A 20,001-nucleotide genomic window follows, 5' to 3' on the forward strand; every position below is an offset into this window, starting at 1 on the left:
GCACGCGCGGGTTGGCGGAAACGCCGATCGGGCCGTTGGCGGCAAAGGCTGCCGGGGCGCTGGCGCGCATGCTGGCAGATGTCGGCGGCAGCGCGGGCTTCGTGTTGACTGGCGAGGGCCGCACGGCGCGTATCGACCTGATCGCACCGCAACTGACCAGCGCGAGCGGCGGACGCTTTGCGGGCAGCGCCGACAGCCGGGTCGGTTATCTTTACGGCGCCGAACGGCCTGCGGTTCTCGCAACGGGCAACTGGACCTTCGGCGGCGGAGGCCTGCCTTCGGGAACGGTCGATCTCGATCGTCATCCCGATGGAACATTGACGGGGCGGGCACGCCTCGATCCCTATAGCGCCGATGGTGCACAGTTCGCGCTGGCTCCGGTCGGCTTTTCGGGCGACGCGAACGGTCTCCTGCGTTTTTCGACCACCGCCACGCTTTCGGGGCCGCTGGCGGGCGGGCGCATCGAGCGTCTCAGCGTGCCGCTGGCCGGCGCCCTTGCTCCCACGGGTGCGCTTGCGCTGATCGGCGGTTGCAGCCGTGTCAGCGCCGACCGGATCGACGTCGGCGGCTTCCGGCTGGGGCGAAGCGCCATCGACTTGTGCAGTCGTCCGGGCGCGCCGTTGCTCAGCGCGGGTCCGGACGGCCTGCGCGGGCATATCCGCATCCCGGGCATTGCGCTGCGCGGGGTGAGCGGCAGTTCGCCCTTCGCGCTGAAAAGCGGACCGGCGAACATCGATCTTTCGACCCTGCGCTGGTCGCTTGCGCTCGCCGATGTGCGGCTGGGCGAGGGAGAGAGCGTCACGCGGTTCAGCGCCCAAAGCCTCGACGGGCGTGCCACCGCGCAGGGCATGGCAGGCAACCTCGGGGGTGCCGGCGGCAAGATCGGCGCGGTGCCGCTGAACATGAGCGAAATTGCCGGGCAGTGGCGTTTTGCGAACGGCGCGCTGACGCTGAACGGCGAGTTGCTGCTTACCGACGCCGCGACGCCCGACGCGCGCTTCTATCCGCTGGTCAGCAAGGATGCGACGCTGCGCCTTGCCGACGGAATCATCGACGCGACGGCGGGGTTCAGCGAGCAGAAAAGCGGAAAGAAAATCCTCGATACGGTGATCCGGCACCGGCTTGCCGACGGCAGCGGGTCGGCGGACCTCAAAGTCAGGGAATTGCGTTTCGACGAAGCGTTTCAGCCCGACCAGCTCAGCTATCTGGCCAAGGGCGTTGTCGCCAACGTGCGCGGTTCGGTCGTCGGCGACGGGCGGATCGAATGGAACGACGCGGGTGTGACGAGCCGCGGCACCTTCGCAACCGCCGATGCCAGTCTTGCGGCCGCGTTCGGCCCTGTCACCGGCCTTACCACGACGATCAGCTTCGACGACCTGATCGGTCTTCGTACCGCGCCCGGACAGGTCGCGCGGATCAAGGAGATCAATCCGGGCATCCCCGTGCTCGACGGCGAGATCGAGTACAAACTGCTGGGTGACAATCGGGTCCGGGTCGAAGGCGGAAGCTGGCCTTTTGCCGGCGGGAAGCTGCTCCTCCACCCGACGACGCTCGATTTCAGTGCGACGCGGCCGCGGCGCCTGTCGTTTGATATTGTCGGGGTCGACGCGGCGGTGTTCCTGCAGAGCTTCGGTTTCGACAACATCAACGCGACCGGCGTGTTCGACGGGACGCTGCCGGTCGAATTCGACGGACTCGGCGGGCGGATCGTCGCGGGCCGCATCGATTCGCGGGCGGGCGGGGGGACGCTTGCCTATGTCGGTGAATTGTCGAACCGCAATCTTGGCGTGATCGCCAATTTTGCCTTTGGCGCGCTGCGCAGCCTCAAATATGACGACCTGACGATTATCCTGAATGGGGACCTCGACGGCGAAATGGTGACCGATATCCGCTTTGGCGGCGTGGGGCAGGGCGAGGGGGCCACGCGCAATTTCCTGACCAATCAGGTCGCGAAGCTGCCGCTGGTTTTCAATGTGAAGATCAAGGCGCCGTTCCGACAGCTCCTGACCTCGGCGAAGGGCTTTTATGACCCGTCGTTGCTGGTCGAACAGAATCTGCCAGCGCTGATCCGCGCGCAGGAAGAAGCCGAAGCCGCCGCGAAAGGCGGCCCACCACCCGTTCAGCCTCCAGAAAGCGAGCCCATGCGATGAAGACAACCAGGACTGGAGCAAGGAGGTCGACGATTGACGGCAGGTTCGTTGCGGTGATGATAGGTGCGTCAGCCCTTGCGGGCTGTGTGCAGATCGATACGCCCGACAAACCGATCGAGATCAACCTGAACATCAACATCCGCCAAGAAGTGGTGTACAGGCTGGACGGCGACGCCAAAAAGCTCATTGAACAGAATAGCGAGATATTCTGATGGGGAAGAATGCGATGAACGTGAAAATGTGGAAACCGACCGGACTGGCGATGGCTGCGATCGCGGCGACCGCCGCCGTTGCGCTGGCGGTGCCGTCGGCGATGGCGCAGCGCGATCCCGCCTATGCCGCCGCGCGCGCCGCGGGCCAGATCGGCGAGCAACCCGACGGATATCTTGGCTTCGCGACGTCGCCGACCCCGGCGATCCGCGCGCTGGTGCAAGACCTCAACATCAAGCGCAAGGCGGCCTATACCGAACGTGCGCAGTCGACGGGCAGCACGGTCGAGCAGTTCGCCTTTACCAGCGGCTGCAACCTGATCGCGAGCACCAAGCCGGGCGAAAAATACCAGACGCCGGGCGGCGCGTGGAAAACCCGCGACAGCAGCCCGCCGGAGCGCGACGCGCGCTGCCCGTAACCTGATCAAAGCACAAGGACGCCTCCGGGCGCCACATGCCGCCGCGCCCCTAAACGCGGCGGCATTTTTGTGCATCTGCGTACGGGCATTGACTTAATCGGGCGTCGTTCCTAAACGGACCGCGCCTTAGGGGTCCCCCGAATTTTCGGGCCTTTTTTTGCAGGCGGAATCGGGGGTTTCCCGTCCGTTTCAGGAGGATGGCGGAAAATGACGGGGAACGGCAGCGATCCGGAACCAGCTTCGGAGGATTCGCGCCTGGTCTCGCTCGAAGAGCGATTGGACCGGGCCGAAGCCGCAGAAGCGAAACGGACCGCGGTGAACGCCGGACCGGAATCCGATGCCAACTACCGGCTCGGCAACCGTGTTCTGGCCGAACTGCTGGGCGGATTGATCGGCGGTGCCTTGTTCGGCTGGCTGATCGACCGCTTCGCGGGAACCTCGCCCTGGGGCTTGTTGGGGATGTTGTTCATGGGGGTCATCGTGGCGTTCCGGAATATCATCCGCATCTCTTCGACGCCTCGCAAATAGCTGGGCGCAAACGAAATTCTGACGGGACGGCATATCCAGCCGTCTCGCTATGCGCGTGGAGTGAATAGTGGCGGCGGAATCCGGCAAGATCGACCCGATGCACCAGTTCGAGGTGACCCCGCTCGGCGGCGGTTTCAACCTTGGCGGGCATGAAGTCCTGTTCACCAACAGCGCGCTGTGGATGGTGATCGCCGCGATCGCCCTCGGGTTGTTCATGTGGGGCGGCATGCGTCGCCAGCTCGTTCCGGGCCGCTGGCAGGCCGCGGTCGAAGGCTTCACCGGCTTCATTTCGAGTATGATGATGGCGAATATCGGCACCGAAGGCCGCAAATATACGCCCTATGTCTTCTCGCTCTTCATGTTCATCCTCTTCTGCAACCTGCTCGGCATGTTGCCGCTGGGCGTGTTCGGGCTTCACCCCTTCACCGTCACCAGCCACATCGCGATCACCGGCGTTCTCGCGCTGATCAGCTTCGCGATCGTCCTCGTCGTCGGTTTCTGGCGCCACGGCCTGCACTTCTTCTCGCTCTTCGTGCCCCACGGCACGCCGCTGCCGATGATCCCGATCATTGCGCCGATCGAGTTTGTGTCGTTCATGGTCCGCCCGTTCAGCCTCGGCCTGCGCCTCTTCGTCGCGATGACCGCGGGTCACGTGCTGTTGAAGGTGCTGTCGGGTTTCGTGATCAACGGCTTCAACGCCGAAACGCTCTGGCTCGGTTCGATCGTGTCGGTGCTCAGCTTTATCCTGATGATCGGCATCAGCGCGCTCGAACTGCTCGTCGCCGGCATCCAGGCCTATGTTTTCGCCCTGTTGACCTCGCTCTACATCAACGACGCGGTCAACCTTCACTAATTTCGTTTGATAATAAACGTTTATACCAAGGAGTTATTACAATGGACGCAGAAGCAGCAAAGCTGATCGGTGCTGGTCTCGCCGCTATCGGTGCCGGCATGGCCGCCATCGGTGTGGGTAACGTGTTCGGCAGCTTCCTCGAAAGCGCGCTGCGCAACCCCGCGGCTGCCGACGGCCAGCAGGGCCGCTTGTTCATCGGCTTCGCCGCTGCCGAACTTCTCGGCCTGCTGGCGTTCGTCGTTGCGATGATCCTGCTCTTCGTCGTCTGATCGCGACGGACATGGTGGCGCCGGCTCCCTTGGGGCCGGCTTCATCCTTGCAGGTTTTTCAAGTTTTTAAGGTTCGCCTTTCATGCCCCAGATAGCCCAGCTCACCGCTGACAATTGGTATCTTGCCTCGCAGCTTTTCTGGCTGCTGGTCGTCTTTGCCGGGATTTACCTGGTGATCGGCCGCGGCATGCTGCCGAAAATCGAAGCGACCGTGGACGCCCGCGACCGCAAGGTGGCCGACGATCTGGCAGCAGCCAAGGCGGCGCACGCCGCGGCTGACGGGCTGGAAGAAAGCTATCGCCAGCAGGGCGACGCGAGCCGCACCGCTGCGCAAAAGGCAGTGGCAGAGGCGAAGGACAAGGCCGCGAAGGACGCCGAAAAGCGTCTTGCCAAGGTCGATGCCGAACTGGCCGACAAGCTGTCGGCGGCGGAAGCCGACGTCAGCGCCGCGCGCACCTCGGCAATGGCGGAAATCGAATCGGTCGCGGCCGAAGCGGCAGGCGACCTGGTTGCCAGACTGTCGGGCGTGAAGGTTGCTGCGGCGGACGCCAAGGCAGCGGTGAAGGCGGTGCTCCATGGCTAATTTTCTGACCATCCTGTCCGAAGCGGCGGGCGAAGCGCATGCTGATCCGACGGCGTTCGGCATGGACGCGACGGTCTGGGTGTCGATCGCGATGCTCGTTTTCCTGGGCATTCTCGTCTGGAAGGGCGTCCCAGGTGCCATCGGCGCGATGCTCGACAAGCGCATCGCCGAAATTTCGAAGCAGCTGAACGAAGCCGAGCAACTGCGCCTCGATGCCGAATCGCTGAAAGCGGAATATGAGGCGAAGCTTGCCGACGCCGCGAAGGAAGCCGACGAAATGCGCGCGCGCGCCGACGCCGAAGCCGAAGCGCTGGTCGCCAAGGCGAAGGCCGACGCGACCGCGCTGATCGCGCGCCGCAAGCAGATGGCCGAAGACCGCATCGCCGCGGCCGAAGCCAATGCGCTCGCCGAAGTTCGCACCGCCACCGCGAAGGCGGCGACCGAAGCGGCGGCCAGGCTGATCGCCGACAAGCATGACGCCAAAGCCGACAAGGCGCTGGTCGATCAGGCTATCGCAGGCGTCGCCAAGAGCTGATCGATCGGCATTGCCGAAAACAGGACGCCCGCGGATTTCCGCGGGCGTCTTGCTTTGTGAAGCTTAGTTTCCGGCCATTCCCGCAACCCACGCCTTGGTCGCGGGGCAATTGTCCATCGCGCGCCGATAGGCGTCGCGCGCCGTGGTGCGGGCGATATAGTCCCGCTCGACCGCGCCGAATGAGAAACCGATGGTGCGCTCGGCGAACTGAAGGGCATAGGTCACAGAGATGTCGGCGGCGGTGAAGCGATCGCTCGCGATATAGGGTGTGCGCGCGAGTTGGCGGCTCACGAGGCCAAGCCGGCTCTTGAAGATGCCCAGCGCCCAGCCCGTCGTCCAGTTCTCCCGCTCGGCTTCGGGCGCGAGGATGTGCGTTGCGACGATCGCGTTGACCGGTCCGGCCAGACCGGCTTCGCCCATGTGGAGAAACTGCTGATAGGCCGGGAATGACGGGTCATCCGGCGTTGGTGCGAGCGGGCTCGGACCATGGCGCGCAAGCAGATATTCCATGATTGCGATCGATTCCACCATCGTTACGTCGCCGTCCACGATTGCGGGAATGAAACCGGCCGGGTTGACCGCCAGAAACTCGGAATCTGTCTCGATACCATCGAGAAGGTCGACCTGCCGCAGCCGGTAGGGACGTTCCATCTCCTCGAGCAACCATGCGACGCGAAAGCCTCTGCCTTCGCCATAAAGAGTGATCATGACGTGCGCTCCTCAGAACCGGATCATGATCCGCCGCGCGAGCGCCGGCGAGATGCTGTGGACGAGCTGCAATATCTTTACCATCCCGGCATTGATCTCGCTTCTGCCCGTTCGGATGCCGCGAACGATCTCGGCGGCGCAGTCGTGCGCGCTCATCTTCTTGCCCGCACGGGCCGCGGTCATATTCGTTTCCACCACCGGAGGCAGCGCCTCGATCACGCGGACATTGCTGCCCTTGAGCAATTGGCGGATCGACTGGGTATAGCTGCGCAAAGCCGCCTTGGTCGCGCAATAGACCGCGCCGGTGCTCGGTGCGATGGCGAGGCCCGAGGTAATGTTGACGATCGTCGCCTCGGGCTGCGCGCGCAGCACCGGCAACAGCCGTGTGCAGAGCGCGATCGGCGCGTCGAGGTTGGTGCGGATGCAATGCGCGGCGTTTTCCAGCGTTTCGGGCTTGCCCGGATCATAGGCGCTGCCGACCCCGGCATTGTTGACGAGCAATGCGAGCGGTTTGCCGGAGACGCCGTTTACCACCGCGTCGACGCCAGCCGAACCCGACAGGTCGCCCGCGATCGTTCCGAAGCCGAGCGCGGCCATCGCCTGCAGCTTCTCCGCCGAGCGTCCGGTGACGATCACCTCGGCACCCGCACCCTGCAACTGCAGGGCAATCTCGCGCCCGATCCCGTCGCTGCCGCCCGTGACGAGCGCCAGCTTTCCGCGAACATCCATAAGACCCCTCCCATGTCGTTTTACCTTCGACACTATGGCGACGCGCATCGCCTTCGCCTACATGCAAAATCATGGCTCGCCCGAACGCTCCCGACCGATTCAACGAAGAGAAAGCCACCTATGTCGTCCGCGGCGGCGGCGAGGATGGCGACCGGCCCGACCTCGAACGCGGTGCCGAGGCGATCCGTAACGTGGTGCGCAAGCTGCCGACGCGTCCCGGCGTCTATCGCATGCTCGATGCGCGCGGCGACGTGCTCTATGTGGGGAAGGCGCGTGCGCTCAAGAACCGCGTGACCAATTATACGCAGGTCGCGCGGCTGCCGCAGCGGCTACAGCGCATGGTGTCGCAGACGCGCGCGATGGAAATCGTCACCACGACCAGCGAGGCCGAGGCGCTGCTGCTCGAGGCACAGCTGATCAAGCGCTATCGTCCGCCGTACAATGTGCTGCTGCGCGACGACAAAAGCTTTCCCTTCATCCTGCTGCGCATGGATCACAATTTTCCGCGCGTGCAGAAACATCGCGGTGCGCGGCGCGCCAAGGGGCGCTACTATGGCCCGTTCGCGAGCGCGGGGTCTGTCCACCGCACGCTCAACGCCTTGCAGAAAACCTTCCTGCTACGCAGCTGTACGGACAGCTTCTTCGCCAATCGCTCGCGGCCGTGCCTGCTTTATCAAATCCGTCGCTGCTCGGCGCCGTGCGTCGACCGCATCTCGAAGGAGGATTATGCCGGGCTGGTGAGCGACGCGCAGGATTTCCTCGAAGGTCGCTCGACCGCGGTCCAGAAAAGGCTGGGCGATGCCATGACGAAGGCCGCCGACGCGATGGATTTCGAACAGGCGGCGGTGCTGCGCGACCGGTTGAAGTCACTGACCTTCATCCAGGGCAGCCAGTCTGTCCACGCCGACGGCCTTGGCGACGCCGATGTCTTCGCGCTCGCCGCAAAGGGCGGGCAACTCTGCATCGCGGGCTTCTTCATCCGCGGCGGGCAGAATTGGGGGCACCGCAGCTTCTTCCCCGCGCATGTCGCAGGCGTGCCCGAGGGAGAGGTGATGGCGAGCTTTCTGATGCAATTCTACGAAGGCGTTCCGCCGCCGAAGCTGATCCTCGTCGATCGCGAGCCCGACGAGTGCGAATTGCTCGCCGAAGCACTGGGCGAGGCGGCGCAGCGCAAGGTCGAGATCAGCGTGCCGCAACGCGGCAACCGCCGCCGCCTGCTCGAACAGGCGGTGCGCAACGCGGGCGAGGAACTCGACCGGCGATTGGCCGAAAGCAGCAGCCAGGCGAAGCTCGGCCGCGAACTCGCCGAACTGTTCGATCTCGAGGACACGCCGCGGCGCATCGAAATCTACGACAACAGCCATATCCAGGGCACCAATGCGCTGGGCGCGATGGTCGTCGCCGGCCCTGAAGGCTGGATCAAGGGCGCGTACCGCAAATTCAACATCAAGCGTCCCGAAACGCAGCCGGGCGATGATTTCGCGATGATGCGCGAGGTGTTCCAGCGCCGCTTCGCGCGCGCGATCGAGGAAGATCCCGAACGCACGAAGGGCGAATGGCCCGATCTCGTGCTGATCGACGGCGGCAAGGGGCAGGTGTCGGCGGTCGCGGCAGTGTTCGCCGAACTGGGGATCGACGACCTCCCGTTCGTCGGCGTCGCCAAGGGGCCCGATCGCAATGCCGGGCGCGAGACCTTCTACTATCCCGACGGGCGCGAATTCACCCTGCCGCCGAACAATGCGGTGCTCTTCTATATCCAGCGCCTTCGCGACGAGGCGCACCGGTTTGCGATCGGCGCGCACCGGCAGAAGCGCGCGAAGGCGATGGGATCGTCGCCGCTCGACGAGGTTCCCGGGATCGGGCCCTCGCGCAAGAAGGCGCTGCTGATGCATTTCGGCACCGCGCGTGCGGTGCGCGGCGCGAGCCTCGAGGATCTCAAGAAGGCGCCGGGGGTCAGCGCTGCGGTCGCGCAGGCGGTGCATGATTTCTATCATTCGGGTAGCTGAAGGAGAGGGCAGGATGGATTTCGCAGCAGCGATGCCGCTGGCGGGAACGCTGGGGGTCGTGATCGACGAAGGCACAAAGGAGCGCGTGGCCGGAAAACTGCCCGTGCGGCCCGAAATCTGCACCGCGGGCGGCATCGTCCATGGTGGCGCGATCATGGCCTTTGCCGACTGCCTCGGCGCCGTCGGCGCATTCCTGACGCTGCCCGGGGGCGCGAACGGGACGACGACGATCGAAAGCAAGACCAACTTCCTCGGTGCCGGGCCGGTCGGGTCGGTGCTTGTCGGCGAAGCGACGCCGGTGAAAATCGGCAAGCGCCTGTCGGTGTGGCAGACGCGTATCCGGACCGAAGCCGGCGACGAGGTTGCGCTTGTCACGCAGACCCAGATGGTGCTTTGGCCAGCCTGACGACATCGGCGATCGTTTGCGCGGTGCGCGCGCATGGCGAGCATGGTGCGATCCTGCGCGCGTTGACGCCCGAGGTGGGGCTGGTCGCAGGCTATGTCCGCGGCGGCCGTTCGACACGGTTGCGTCCGATCCTCGTGCCCGGAAATCTCGTCGCGCTCGAATTGCGCGCACGCACCGAGGAACAGCTTGCGAGCGCCACCGCCGAACTGCTCGCCAGCCGGGCGCCACTGCTCGCCGAACCGCTGCCGGCGGCCGCGATCGACTGGGTAACCAGCCTGACCGCCGCTACACTGCCCGAAAGCCAACCCTATCCGGCGCTCTACACGGGGCTATCGGCGGTTCTCGAAGCGATCGAGGTGGCGCAGGCGGCACGACTGTGGGCGGCGGCGCTGGCACGGTACGAACTGCTGCTGCTCGCCGAACTGGGATTCGGGCTGGGCCTCGACGAATGCGTCGTGACCGGTTCTCCCGACGATCTGGATTTCGTCAGCCCCAAATCGGGCGGGGCGGTCGGCGCCGGCGCGGCGTCGGGTTATGAGGAGCGGTTGTTTCGTCTGCCGCCCTTTCTGCGCGGGCAGGATGCCGGTCCGTCGATGGCCGATGTGCTCGATGGCCTGACCATCACCGGCCACTTCATCGATCGCGACCTGCTCGACGGGCGCAACCGCGACTTGCTGGTCGTAAGGGAAAGATTGACCGGTCGGCTCAAGAGGGCGGTTGCGTGACGCGCCGCCGCTCCCTAAGCGGCAGGCAAGATACGAAAGGGCGAAGACTTGAAAATCCTGCTGCTGGCTGGCGACGGTATCGGTCCCGAAATCATGGCGGAGGCCGAAAAGGTCCTCGCGGCGCTCGCGCTGCCCGTCACGCTCGACCGTGCGCTTGTCGGCGGTGCAGCCTATGAGGCGACCGGCCATCCGCTGCCGCCCGAAACGCTGGCAAAGGCAAAAGCCGCCGATGCGATATTGTTCGGCGCCGTCGGCGACGCCCGGTTCGACAATGCCCCCCGACACCTGCGCCCCGAACAGGCGATTCTTGGCCTGCGCGCCGAGCTGGGTCTGTTCGCCAACCTCCGTCCGGCGAAACTCTTCGCAGGGCTGGAGGACAGCTCGGCGCTGCGCCCCGAAGTCGCCTCGGCGATCGATCTGCTCATCGTCCGCGAACTCAACGGCGACGTCTATTTCGGCGAAAAGGGCACGCGTACGACCGCGACCGGCGAGCGCGAGGGGTATGACATCATGTCGTACAGCGAGAGCGAAGTGCGGCGCATCGCCCAAGTCGCCTTCCGCGCCGCGCAGGGCCGCGCGAAACGGCTGTGCTCGGTCGACAAGGCGAACGTGCTCGAAACCTCGCAGCTGTGGCGCGATGTGGTGATCGAGGTCGCGAAGGATTATCCCGACGTGACGCTCAGCCACATGTATGTCGACAATGCCGCGATGCAGCTTGTTCGCAATCCGGGACAGTTCGACGTCGTCGTCACCGGCAACCTTTTCGGCGACATCCTTTCCGATCAGGCGTCGATGTGCGTGGGATCGATCGGGTTGCTCGCGTCGGCTTCTCTCAGCGAGGGCAAGCAGGGTCTTTACGAGCCGATCCACGGCAGTGCGCCCGACATCGCGGGCAAGGGCATTGCCAACCCGCTGGCGATGATATTGTCGCTCGCGATGCTGCTCCGGCATTCGGGCGACGACGAGACAAGCGCGGCGCGGATCGAGGCCGCGGTGGCGAAGGTCCTGGCGGATGGTTGTCGCGGTGCGGATCTCGGGGGCGATATGGGAACGGCGGCGCTCGGTGACGCGGTCCTTGCAGCTTTGAACGGATAAGACAGATGAAGAAGACGACGGGCCTCGACCGGAACAAGACACGCAACTGGCACCCCGCGACGCAGGCCGTGCGCGGCGGCACGTGGCGCAGCGAGCATGGCGAGACGTCGGAAGCGCTCTTCCTCTCGTCAGGCTATACTTATGACAGCGCGGAAGAAGTTGCGGCGCGCTTTGCCGGCGAAGAACAGGGCATGACCTATTCGCGCCTGCAGAACCCGACCGTCGCGATGCTCGAGGAGCGCATCGCGCTGATGGAAGGCGCCGAAGCGTGCCGCGCACAGGCAACGGGCATGGCCGCGATGACCACCGCCTTGCTCTGCCAGCTTTCGGCAGGCGACCATATCGTCGCTGCGAAGGCAGCGTTCGGCTCGTGCCGCTGGCTTGTCGACCATCTATGCCCGCGCTTCGGGATCGAGACCACCGTGGTCGACGGGCGCGACAATGACGCGTGGGAAAAGGCGATCAAGCCGAACACCAAGGTCTTTTTCTTCGAAACGCCCGCCAACCCGACGATGGATATCGTCGACATGAAGCATGTCTGCGGCGTGGCGAAAGCGCACGGCATCACGACCGTGGTCGACAACGCCTTTGCGACCGCCGTGCTCCAGCGCCCGATGGATTTCGGTGCCGACGTGGTGGCCTACTCGGCGACCAAGCTGATGGACGGGCAGGGGCGCGTGCTCGCCGGTGCCGTTTGCGGGACCGGGAAATTCATCAACGATGTGCTGTTGCCGTTCCAGCGCAACACGGGGCCGAACCTGTCGCCGTTCAACGCGTGGGTGGTGCTCAAGGGGCTCGAAACGCTCGACCTGCGCGCGCGGCGGCAGTCGGAAAATGCGCTGGCGGTGGGCAAGGCGATCGAAAGCCGTGTCGCGCGCATGCTTCATCCGGGGTTGGCGAGCCATCCGCAGCATAATCTGGCGATGAGCCAGATGGAGGCGTGCGGGCCAATCTTTTCCTTCGTGCTCGACGGCGGGCGCGAACAGGCGATGGCATTTCTCAACGCGCTCGAACTGGTCGACATCTCGAACAATATCGGCGACTCGCGCAGCCTGTGCTGCCACCCTGCGTCCACGACGCATTATGGCGTCAGTGCCGAAGCGCGCGCCGATATGGGCGTGGTCGAGGGAATGCTCCGCATCAATATCGGGCTCGAGGACCCGCGCGACATCATCGCCGATCTGGACCAGGCATTGACCCGCGTGGGGCTTTAAGCGAAATCTGGCATGGAGATGATCGACTCCTTCTTCCCCTTCGCGGCGACCACCGGGTCGATCACCGTACGGGTAGCTGTAAGCTACCTGCCCGAACAATCGCACCCGGCGCTCGGGCGCTGGTTCTGGGCCTATCATGTTCGCGTCGAGAATCATGGCGAGACCGCCGTGCAGCTGATCAGCCGCCATTGGCGGATCAGCGACGGGCGCGGCCAGATCAGCGAAGTCGAGGGTGAGGGCGTCGTCGGCGAACAGCCGCTGATCGGTCCGGGCGGCGCGTACGACTATGTTTCGGGTTGCCCGCTCGCGACCCCCGAGGGGTCGATGGTCGGCAGCTACGCCATGGAACTGGGTGACGGGTCGCAGATACTTGTCGCGATCCCGCATTTCCCGCTCGTGGCCCCTGCGACCGCGTCATGAAGCGCACGCACCTGCCCCTCAACGCCCTGCGCGTCTTCGATGCCGCTGCCCGGCACCTGAGCTTCACGCGCGCCGCCGACGAACTCGCGGTGACACCTGCCGCGGTCGGCCAGCAGATTCGCGCGCTCGAGGATATGCTGGGCGTCGTGCTGTTCCGCCGCACGCCCAAGGGGCTCGAACTGACCGGCGAGGCCGATGCCGGGCTCGACGCGCTGCGGCAGGGCTTCCTGCAGTTCGAAGAGTCGGTACGCGCGATGCAGGCGGGGCAGTCGTCGCAGTCGCTGACGATCGCCGCGCCGCGCGACCTGACCGCGAAATGGCTCGCACCGCGGCTCGCGCGCTACAGCCAGCAGGCGCCCGACGTGCGGTTCACGCTGGTTTCGGCCGACAGCGGGATCGACTTCACCGAAGCGAACCTCGACCTCGCGATCTTCTGGACCGACGGGGCGGGCGAACATGAGGGCGTGCCGCTGGCCGACGCCCTGATGGTGACTGTCGCCGGACCGGGAAGCGGGAGCGAGACGCGCATCGCCTGGCCGGGATGCCCGGTAGCCGACGGCGAGCCTGCCTTGCGGCTCGGCGACGCCGGGCTGGCGATCGATGCGGCGGCGAACGGGCTGGGCCATGCGAATGTGCCGGCGATGCTTGCCGAGGCCGATATTTCGGCGGGGCGCGTCCGCCAGATCGGCGAAGCGGTTGCGGTCAAGCGTGGTTACTGGCTCGTCGCGCCGACCCCGCAGTGGCGACAGGCGAAGGTGAAGGCACTGGTCGCCGCGCTGACCGTCTGAGATTATTTCGCCGCGAGCGCGAGCAGTCGCGTGACCAGTCCGATCAGCGGGCCGGTGTCGACATTGACGTCGGGATTGTTCCAGCTTGCCGTGACGACGAACCATTTGCCGTCCAGTTTACGCTGGCCGAGCAGGCTCATCGACAGGACACCATTTTCCGACCCGCCCTTGTAGCCGAGATAGGTCCAGTCGGCCGCGGCGACCGGGCCGACGCCATTGTTGATCGCCATCGCCGCGAGCAGCGTCTTCGACCGGCGTGCGCGCAGATCAATCATCACCCGGGCGATATCGTTCGGGCTGGCGAACCATTCGAGGCTGTCGATGAAGCGCGGCCCCGCGGTGAAACTGACCCCGTCGACGTTCTCGAGCACCAGCCGCTCCCGATTGTCGTCGATCAATTTGCGCTGCGCCCTGTCGTCGCCAGCTATGAAGCGCGGGCGCAAGTCGGCGAAATTGTTGCCCTTGAGCGCGAAAGCCTCGACCGTCGTGAGCAACGGGATGTTGCGCGACGGATCGCTATGTCCCGCGCTCCTCATCCGCGTCTCGATCGGCTCGCGACCGAGCAGGTGGATCAGCGTATCGGTCGCGCCATTGTCGCTGACCGAAATCATCCAGTTGGCGAGGGTCTGGAGGGTGACCGGTGTATCGGCGGGCCAGTTCGCGGTGCCGGCTGACGAAAAGCTGAAATGCGATAGCGGGACGACGTCCGACCAGCGCCGTTTGCCCGCTGCGACCTGCGCCGCCAGTTCATCGAGAATGTAGAGCTTGACCGTCGAACCGATCGCGAACTGGCGGTCGGCATTGGCGGAGGCGAGGGGACGGATACCCGCGTCACCGAGTTCGGCGACGAGAAAGCCCGTTTGCCCCGGTAGTGCCGCGATTTCCGCCGCGACCTTGTCAAAGCTGTCGTCGGTCACCGTTACGCCGGTCACGCGCAGTGCCGTTACGCGTTCGTCCGCCGCTATGCCGACGTCGAGCACCACCGTCGCAACACCCCTTTCGAAGCGCAACAGGACCGTACCCGAACGGCCATCGGCGGACGTCACCTTGTCGACAGCGACCGGCTGGCCATATTGCGCGACGATTCCGGCGCTGAACGCCTTGAACTGCGCTTCGGGCACGGCGGCCTGGAATGCGGGGTCGAAGAAATCGGCAAAGGCGATCTTGCCGCTGAACACGTCGATGAGTTGGGCCACGCGACGATCGAGCGCGGTTTGCGAAGGCGAAGCCGCGGGCTGGAAGGCAATCGCCGTCGATGGTGTGCCGACGATGATCATTGCCGCGATAGCGGCGGATGCCAGCAAACGGATCACTCCATCTCTCCTTTTGTCGCAGGCGCAGCCGCGTCGATCCGCGCGATATGTTCGCGGAGCATGGCGGCCGCGCGGCGGTTGAGCAACCAGATGCCGAAGAAAATAGCCAGCGGAATGGCTGCAAACGCTGCAAAACCGGACATGCTGGCAAACCCGCTTGCCCTCGCAAGGCCGGCCATGAAGACAGCAAGGCCCGGTATCAGCGGGCCGATATACCAGAGGCCGACGCTCGCCAGCATCTGCTCCTCGGTTGCGAGTTGCGCGCGGTAATAGGCGCGGACATCGGCCGCCGCGGCGCCGGGACCGGGCCGTGAAGTGCGGCGCGACAACTGCCATGCCATGACGAAGCCGCCGACGATCACGAGCAGGCTGCCGACCTTGAGCAGCGCCCCGGGCAGGATCAGCGCGTAGAGGCCAAAGATGAGGGTGACGAACGCGGTCGCGATATATTCGCGGCGGTTGCGCCTGCCGATCGCGCTATTAAAGGTCGCGGCCCGCGACTTGACCTCGGCAAGCGAGAGCGGTTCCAGCGCCGCATCGCTCCGGCTCCACAGGCGGCGCAGCTTGTCATCATCATCGGGGGTCATGATGCGTCTCCGGGCCGCGCATAGCGGCGTGTCAGCATGGTCTTGAAACGGTGGACCTTGGTAGCAACGGCGTCGGCTGAAACGCCGGTGATTTCGCCGATCTCGGTTGCGGCGACGCCTTCGAGATAGAGGAGCATGATCTGGCGGTCGGGGGGATCGAGCCGGTCGATGATCGACCCGATCAGCGCTGCCGCCTGTTCGTTGGTCGCCTGTTCGAACGGCGTCGGATCCTCGGCGGGAAGCTCGACGTCTTCGATGTTCGCCCAGCCTTGCCGTGTATGGCGCCGCCGCGCCATGATGTGCGACGTGGCGCGATTGTGCGCGACGCGCCACACCCAGGTGCTGAGCGAACAGCGCCCGTCGAAACTGGCAAGACTTTGCCAGAGTGCGACCTGAATATCCTGTTCGAGATCGCGGCGCAGATCAGCGTCGGCTTCACAGGCGCGGGCGAGCCGCGCAAGCGCACCGCCGAACCGCGCGATGGCGTCGCCAAAAGCCTGATCCTGTTCCGCTTCGGTCACCCGAAATCTCCGGCCAACATCCCCGTCTGACTATTTAGTCGGCCGTGACGGGGCTTTCTGACAGGGACGGGCGATTTCTTTCAGGCGTCGATTGCCGCCTCGTCCAGCGTCGCGGCATTGGCCTGGATGAACTGAAACCGGTGTTCGGGGTGCTTGCCCATCAACCGGTCGACCAGATCCTTGACCAGATGCCGCTCCTCATATTCCTGCGGCAATGTGACGCGGAGCATCGAGCGCGTTGCCGGGTCCATTGTCGTTTCTTTCAACTGGTTGGGGTTCATTTCTCCCAATCCCTTGAAGCGGCCGACCTCGACCTTCTTGCCCTTGAACTGAGTCGCTTCGAGTTCGGCGCGGTGCGCATCATCGCGCGCATAGGCCGAGACATTGCCCGCGGTCAGGCGATAGAGGGGCGGTTGCGCCAGATAGACATGCCCGCGCCGCACGATGTCGGGCATTTCCTGAAAGAAGAACGTCATCAGCAAGGTTGCGATGTGGGCGCCATCGACATCGGCATCGGTCATGATCACGATCTTCTCGTACCGTAGCCGGTCGGCGTCGCAATCCTTGCGCATCCCGCAACCCAACGCGAGTGCGAGATCTGCGATTTCCTGATTGGCGCGGATCTTGTCGGCGCTGGCGCTCGCGACGTTCAGGATCTTGCCACGGATCGGCAGGATCGCCTGCGTCTTGCGGTCGCGTGCCTGCTTGGCGCTGCCGCCGGCACTGTCGCCTTCGACGATAAACAATTCCGTGCCTTCGGGGCCGTCGTTCGCACAGTCGGTGAGCTTCCCGGGCAGACGCAGCTTGCGCCCGCTCGTCGCCGTCTTGCGCTTGACCTCGCGTTCGGCCTTGCGCTTCAGCCGCTCGTCCATCCGGTCGAGAACAAGGCCGAGCAACGCACGGCCGCGATCCATATTATCCGACAGAAAATGGTCGAAATGGTCGCGTACGGCATTTTCGGTCAGGCGTGCCGCCTCGGGGCTCGACAGGCGGTCCTTGGTCTGGCTTTGGAACTGCGGCTCGCGGATGAAGACCGACAGCATCATCTCGCCACCGTTGAACACATCTTCGGCAGTGATCTGCGCCGCCTTTTTCTGTCCGATGAGCTCGCCGAACCCTCGCAACCCCTTGGTCAGCGCCGATCGCAGCCCGGCTTCATGCGTTCCGCCAGCAGGCGTCGGGATGGTGTTGCAATACCAGCTATACGATCCATCGGACCACAAAGGCCAGGCGATCGCCCATTCGGCGCGGCCCTGATCGCCCGGGAATTCCTGACGTCCCACGAACGGCTCGGCGGTCGCGCATTCGCGTGTCCCGATCTGTTCCTTCAGATGATCGGCAAGCCCGCCGGGGAACTGGAACACCGCCTCGGCGGGCGTGTCGTCGCCGATCAGCTCGGGCGCGCATTTCCAGCGGATTTCCACGCCGGCGAACAGATAGGCCTTCGATCGCGCCATGCGATAGAGGCGCTGCGGCTTGAACCGCCCATGGTCGCCGAAAATTTCGGGATCGGGAATGAAGCTGACACTCGTTCCGCGGCGGTTCGGGGTCGGGCCGAGCTCCTCCAGCCCGCCAAGCGGCGTGCCGCGCGCGAAGCGCTGGCGGTAGAGCTGCTTGCCGCGCGCCACCTCGATTTCGGTCTCGATCGACAGCGCGTTGACGACGCTGACGCCGACGCCATGGAGACCGCCCGAGGTCGCATAGGCCTTGCCCTCGAACTTGCCGCCCGAATGGAGCATCGTCATGATGACCTCAAGCGCCGACTTGCCCGGAAATTTAGGGTGCGGATCGACCGGCATGCCACGACCGTTGTCGACAATGGTCAAGCGGTTGCCGGCCTCCAGCTCGATCTCGATGCGCGTCGCATGGCCCGCGACCGCCTCGTCCATGCTGTTGTCAATGACTTCGGCAGCAAGGTGATGAAGCGCGCGTTCATCGGTGCCGCCGATGTACATGCCGGGGCGCCGACGGACCGGTTCAAGCCCTTCCAGCACCTCGATCTGCGAAGCGTTGTAGCTGTCGGTGGCGGGGTTCGCGGCGTCGAACAAATCGTGACTCATGTACTGGCTATAAGGGCGCGGGAAGGGCGCTGGCAAGCGCGGTTTTGGCAGCAGGTGCGCGGCCCGCGGCGGGCTCGCTTCATCGCATTTCGGGCATGCCAAGGAACTTTGGACAAAGGCTTCGGGTTTGGATGACGACTGCAAAGTCACCAAAAAGTGGAGTAATAACAATGAAATTCGTAGCTCTCCTCGCCGTTTCGGCGGCTTCCGTACTCGCCGTTCCGGCCTTCGCGCAGGACAATCGGGACCCGTCGCAGGACTTCGACGGCCCCTATATCTCGATCGGCGGCGGCGGATCGCTTCAGGGAAGCGATCGCGGCGAAACGCTGATCTTCGACACCAACCGGGACGGCACCTACGGTGACCCCGTCAATACGGTGGACGGCGGCGACGCATTTGCCCCCGGCTTCTGCAACGGCGCCGCAACCGGAACCGCCAATCTCGGGTGCAAAAACGACAAGGACGGCGCCGAATATTTCGGCCGTCTCGGTTACGACAAGCGGATGGGCAATTTCGTGCTCGGCGCGGTAATCGAGGGCGGCCGCAGCGAGGCGCGCGACAGCGTCAGCGGCTTTTCGACGACCCCCGCCAGCTACACGATGAGCCGCGAGGCCGATTATCAGGCGAACGCACGCCTGCGGGCGGGCTACACCCCCGGGGGCGGCGCGCTCTTCTATGTGACGGGCGGCGGCGCCTATGCGCGGCTCGACAACAAATTCGCTACCACCAACACTGCCAACAGCTTCACCGATAACGGCAAGAGCAACGGCTGGGGTTATGCGGTCGGCGGCGGCGCCGAGCTGATGGTCACCAACAAGATCGGGCTCGGCCTCGAATATCTGTACACCGACGTAAAGGACAAGGATTATGTCGTGAATGTGGGCGCCGGCACCGCGGACCCGGCGACCAATCCGTTTCTGCTGAACGGCGGCGGGACCGACATCCAGCGCAGCGATCCGCATTTCCGCACGCACAGCATACGCGGGACATTGAGCTACCGCTTCTGACCTCTTGGGAGCGGAAGGGGAGGCGCCGGGTCAGATGATCCGGCGCCTTTCGCCTATCCGGCTTCCGGAGCCGGGAAAATCGCAAAATTGCCGTTGGCGCTGGCGACGAGCCGATCGTTCTGAAACAACCGCGCGTCAATATTGGCGATGCGTTTGCCCCGATGAAGAACGGTCGCGTCGCAGGTCAATCGACCTTCGCGCACCCCGACGTGATAGTTGAACTTGATCTCCAGCGTCGCACACCAGAAATCGTCGGAGAGCAGGCTGGTAACTGCACCGCCCATTGCCGTATCGGCGAGCGAATAGGCGACGCCCCCGTGGGCGACGCCCTGCGGATTGAAGTGCCGTTCGCGCTCGATGTCGATCGCCATCCGGCAACGTCCGTCGCCGCGCTCGACCATTTGCAGGCCGAGCGCGCGCGCGAATTCGAACTCCTGCCCGAAGGGCCTCACCGGACGCCCTTAACGAACTCGGGGACCACCGAAAGGCGGCGGCGGGGGCGGGCGACGCGTGCCGCGCGGCAGCTGCGCCTGATAGGCACGGCCGCAATGCTCGACGCAATAGGGGAAGCCGGGGTTCACCGCTTCGCCGCAGAAATGGAAGTCGGGCTCGCCCGGATGCCCCATCGGCCAGCGGCAGATGCGATCGTTGAGGTCGAGCAAGGTCGTCTTGTCGGCGATCTCGGGGCTCGGCTTCGCGGGCACCAGCCGGCGCGGCGGTGCAGGCGGAATCGGCGCCTGCTGGTCACCCGGACCCTGACGGATGAAGCCGCCGGGGCCGATCGACACGATGCGCGGCGCGTCGGGTTTCGGCGCGGCGTCGGCACCTTCGCCTGATGCCTCGACGACAGGCTTCGGCTCGTGCTTCGGCGCCGCC

The 20,001-nt window shown here is 64.9% G+C and carries 24 protein-coding genes; 16 read left to right on the forward strand and 8 right to left on the reverse strand.

The genetic code is table 11. The features are described from left to right. From VN047_RS17765 to VN047_RS17800, 8 genes are all read left to right on the forward strand, one after another. The coding region (locus VN047_RS17765; protein WP_325545004.1) for a YdbH domain-containing protein at window positions 1–2,150 on the forward strand (2,150 nt) is incomplete at its 5' end. Then, a complete protein-coding gene (locus VN047_RS17770; protein WP_325545006.1) occupies window positions 2,147–2,362 on the forward strand; it encodes a YnbE family lipoprotein in 216 nt (71 codons plus the stop codon). The genes VN047_RS17765 and VN047_RS17770, both read left to right, overlap by 4 nt. A 14-nt stretch (window positions 2,363–2,376) precedes the next feature. Continuing rightward, a complete protein-coding gene (locus VN047_RS17775) occupies window positions 2,377–2,778 on the forward strand; it encodes a YdbL family protein (RefSeq protein WP_325545008.1) in 402 nt (133 codons plus the stop codon). A 207-nt stretch (window positions 2,779–2,985) separates the two neighbouring features. Next, the gene (locus VN047_RS17780; RefSeq protein WP_325545010.1) at window positions 2,986–3,306 is read left to right on the forward strand and encodes an AtpZ/AtpI family protein; all 321 of its coding nucleotides are present in this window, start codon (window positions 2,986–2,988) and stop codon (window positions 3,304–3,306) included. Window positions 3,307–3,373: 67 nt separating this feature from the next. Further along, a complete protein-coding gene (locus tag VN047_RS17785) occupies window positions 3,374–4,159 on the forward strand; it encodes a F0F1 ATP synthase subunit A (RefSeq protein ID WP_325545012.1) in 786 nt (261 codons plus the stop codon). Between the two features lie 41 nt (window positions 4,160–4,200). After that, on the forward strand, window positions 4,201–4,428 hold the full coding sequence (locus VN047_RS17790) for a F0F1 ATP synthase subunit C (RefSeq protein WP_003044110.1): 228 nt from the start codon (window positions 4,201–4,203) through the stop codon (window positions 4,426–4,428). 82 nt (window positions 4,429–4,510) lie between these two features. After that, complete coding sequence (locus tag VN047_RS17795) at window positions 4,511–5,011, forward strand: ATPase (protein WP_325545024.1); 501 nt, start codon at window positions 4,511–4,513, stop codon at window positions 5,009–5,011. Beyond that, window positions 5,004–5,546, forward strand: coding sequence for a F0F1 ATP synthase subunit B (locus VN047_RS17800; RefSeq protein WP_325545026.1), 543 nt, complete (start codon window positions 5,004–5,006; stop codon window positions 5,544–5,546). Before VN047_RS17795 ends, VN047_RS17800 begins: the two co-directional genes overlap by 8 nt. A gap of 63 nt (window positions 5,547–5,609) precedes the next feature. Here VN047_RS17800 and VN047_RS17805 read toward each other — a convergent pair whose 3' ends face one another. Together VN047_RS17805 and VN047_RS17810 are read right to left on the reverse strand one after the other, a co-directional pair. Next, window positions 5,610–6,254, reverse strand: coding sequence for a glutathione S-transferase family protein (locus tag VN047_RS17805; protein ID WP_325545028.1), 645 nt, complete (start codon window positions 6,252–6,254; stop codon window positions 5,610–5,612). A gap of 12 nt (window positions 6,255–6,266) precedes the next feature. Then, window positions 6,267–6,983, reverse strand: a complete 717-nt coding sequence (locus VN047_RS17810) for an SDR family oxidoreductase (RefSeq protein ID WP_325545030.1) — start codon at window positions 6,981–6,983, stop codon at window positions 6,267–6,269. 71 nt (window positions 6,984–7,054) lie between these two features. Between VN047_RS17810 and uvrC the strand changes: the two genes are divergently transcribed. From uvrC to VN047_RS17845, 7 genes are read left to right on the forward strand one after another with little or no spacing between them, the layout of a single operon-like run. Further along, window positions 7,055–8,989 carry an excinuclease ABC subunit UvrC gene (uvrC, locus tag VN047_RS17815; RefSeq protein WP_325545031.1) on the forward strand — a complete coding sequence of 645 codons (1,935 nt, stop codon included), beginning with the start codon at window positions 7,055–7,057 and terminating at the stop codon, window positions 8,987–8,989. Between the two features lie 13 nt (window positions 8,990–9,002). Beyond that, window positions 9,003–9,395 carry a PaaI family thioesterase gene (locus VN047_RS17820; protein ID WP_325545033.1) on the forward strand — a complete coding sequence of 131 codons (393 nt, stop codon included), beginning with the start codon at window positions 9,003–9,005 and terminating at the stop codon, window positions 9,393–9,395. Then, window positions 9,383–10,120, forward strand: a complete 738-nt coding sequence (gene recO / locus VN047_RS17825) for a DNA repair protein RecO (RefSeq protein ID WP_325545035.1) — start codon at window positions 9,383–9,385, stop codon at window positions 10,118–10,120. Before VN047_RS17820 ends, recO begins: the two co-directional genes overlap by 13 nt. Before the next feature lie 48 nt (window positions 10,121–10,168). Continuing rightward, on the forward strand, window positions 10,169–11,215 hold the full coding sequence (gene leuB, locus VN047_RS17830; protein WP_325545037.1) for a 3-isopropylmalate dehydrogenase: 1,047 nt from the start codon (window positions 10,169–10,171) through the stop codon (window positions 11,213–11,215). A gap of 5 nt (window positions 11,216–11,220) precedes the next feature. Beyond that, window positions 11,221–12,429, forward strand: a complete 1,209-nt coding sequence (locus tag VN047_RS17835; protein WP_325545039.1) for a trans-sulfuration enzyme family protein — start codon at window positions 11,221–11,223, stop codon at window positions 12,427–12,429. An 18-nt stretch (window positions 12,430–12,447) separates the two neighbouring features. Continuing rightward, entirely contained in the window at window positions 12,448–12,849 is a 402-nt protein-coding gene (gene apaG, locus VN047_RS17840; protein ID WP_325545056.1) for a Co2+/Mg2+ efflux protein ApaG, read from the forward strand. Further along, a complete protein-coding gene (locus VN047_RS17845; RefSeq protein WP_325545041.1) occupies window positions 12,846–13,637 on the forward strand; it encodes a LysR family transcriptional regulator in 792 nt (263 codons plus the stop codon). The genes apaG and VN047_RS17845 overlap by 4 nt, the downstream gene beginning before the upstream one ends. A gap of 2 nt (window positions 13,638–13,639) precedes the next feature. Here the strand turns inward: VN047_RS17845 and VN047_RS17850 are convergent, their stop codons facing one another. The 4 genes from VN047_RS17850 to parE all read right to left on the reverse strand — a co-directional run bounded on the left by VN047_RS17850 (window position 13,640) and on the right by parE (window position 18,118). Next, window positions 13,640–14,950, reverse strand: a complete 1,311-nt coding sequence (locus VN047_RS17850) for a serine hydrolase (protein WP_325545043.1) — start codon at window positions 14,948–14,950, stop codon at window positions 13,640–13,642. Next, complete coding sequence (locus VN047_RS17855) at window positions 14,947–15,537, reverse strand: hypothetical protein (protein ID WP_325545044.1); 591 nt, start codon at window positions 15,535–15,537, stop codon at window positions 14,947–14,949. The genes VN047_RS17850 and VN047_RS17855 overlap by 4 nt, the downstream gene beginning before the upstream one ends. After that, entirely contained in the window at window positions 15,534–16,058 is a 525-nt protein-coding gene (locus VN047_RS17860; RefSeq protein WP_325545046.1) for a sigma-70 family RNA polymerase sigma factor, read from the reverse strand. Before VN047_RS17860 ends, VN047_RS17855 begins: the two co-directional genes overlap by 4 nt. Before the next feature lie 80 nt (window positions 16,059–16,138). Then, window positions 16,139–18,118, reverse strand: coding sequence for a DNA topoisomerase IV subunit B (parE, locus tag VN047_RS17865; RefSeq protein ID WP_325545048.1), 1,980 nt, complete (start codon window positions 18,116–18,118; stop codon window positions 16,139–16,141). Between the two features lie 170 nt (window positions 18,119–18,288). Here parE and VN047_RS17870 point away from each other — a divergent pair, with 170 nt between their 5' ends. Continuing rightward, on the forward strand, window positions 18,289–19,125 hold the full coding sequence (locus VN047_RS17870; protein ID WP_325545050.1) for an outer membrane protein: 837 nt from the start codon (window positions 18,289–18,291) through the stop codon (window positions 19,123–19,125). Between the two features lie 53 nt (window positions 19,126–19,178). On the opposite strand, the gene VN047_RS17875 is transcribed toward VN047_RS17870, so the two are convergent. Beyond that, on the reverse strand, window positions 19,179–19,577 hold the full coding sequence (locus VN047_RS17875; RefSeq protein WP_325545052.1) for a PaaI family thioesterase: 399 nt from the start codon (window positions 19,575–19,577) through the stop codon (window positions 19,179–19,181). Window positions 19,578–19,586: 9 nt separating this feature from the next. Continuing rightward, a partial coding sequence (locus tag VN047_RS17880) for a GcrA family cell cycle regulator (RefSeq protein ID WP_325545054.1) occupies window positions 19,587–20,001 on the reverse strand: 415 nt, incomplete at its 5' end.

The organism is Sphingopyxis sp., from assembly GCF_035565275.1.
In the GTDB taxonomy this organism is placed as follows: Bacteria; Pseudomonadota; Alphaproteobacteria; order Sphingomonadales; family Sphingomonadaceae; genus Sphingopyxis.

Bases quoted from the DNA above. Each gene is read 5' to 3' on its own strand.
- parE (WP_325545048.1), bottom strand. From the start codon at position 18,118: ATGAGTCACGATTTGTTCGACGCCGCGAACCCCGCCACCGACAGCTAC.
- VN047_RS17820 (WP_325545033.1), top strand. From the start codon at position 9,003: ATGGATTTCGCAGCAGCGATGCCGCTGGCGGGAACGCTGGGGGTCGTG.
- VN047_RS17790 (WP_003044110.1), top strand. From the start codon at position 4,201: ATGGACGCAGAAGCAGCAAAGCTGATCGGTGCTGGTCTCGCCGCTATC.
- VN047_RS17805 (WP_325545028.1), bottom strand. From the start codon at position 6,254: ATGATCACTCTTTATGGCGAAGGCAGAGGCTTTCGCGTCGCATGGTTG.
- VN047_RS17770 (WP_325545006.1), top strand. From the start codon at position 2,147: ATGAAGACAACCAGGACTGGAGCAAGGAGGTCGACGATTGACGGCAGG.
- VN047_RS17845 (WP_325545041.1), top strand. From the start codon at position 12,846: ATGAAGCGCACGCACCTGCCCCTCAACGCCCTGCGCGTCTTCGATGCC.
- VN047_RS17795 (WP_325545024.1), top strand. From the start codon at position 4,511: ATGCCCCAGATAGCCCAGCTCACCGCTGACAATTGGTATCTTGCCTCG.
- VN047_RS17810 (WP_325545030.1), bottom strand. From the start codon at position 6,983: ATGGATGTTCGCGGAAAGCTGGCGCTCGTCACGGGCGGCAGCGACGGG.
- uvrC (WP_325545031.1), top strand. From the start codon at position 7,055: ATGGCTCGCCCGAACGCTCCCGACCGATTCAACGAAGAGAAAGCCACC.
- apaG (WP_325545056.1), top strand. From the start codon at position 12,448: ATGATCGACTCCTTCTTCCCCTTCGCGGCGACCACCGGGTCGATCACC.
- VN047_RS17835 (WP_325545039.1), top strand. From the start codon at position 11,221: ATGAAGAAGACGACGGGCCTCGACCGGAACAAGACACGCAACTGGCAC.
- VN047_RS17800 (WP_325545026.1), top strand. From the start codon at position 5,004: ATGGCTAATTTTCTGACCATCCTGTCCGAAGCGGCGGGCGAAGCGCAT.
- VN047_RS17870 (WP_325545050.1), top strand. From the start codon at position 18,289: ATGAAATTCGTAGCTCTCCTCGCCGTTTCGGCGGCTTCCGTACTCGCC.
- VN047_RS17780 (WP_325545010.1), top strand. From the start codon at position 2,986: ATGACGGGGAACGGCAGCGATCCGGAACCAGCTTCGGAGGATTCGCGC.
- VN047_RS17775 (WP_325545008.1), top strand. From the start codon at position 2,377: ATGAACGTGAAAATGTGGAAACCGACCGGACTGGCGATGGCTGCGATC.
- VN047_RS17855 (WP_325545044.1), bottom strand. From the start codon at position 15,537: ATGACCCCCGATGATGATGACAAGCTGCGCCGCCTGTGGAGCCGGAGC.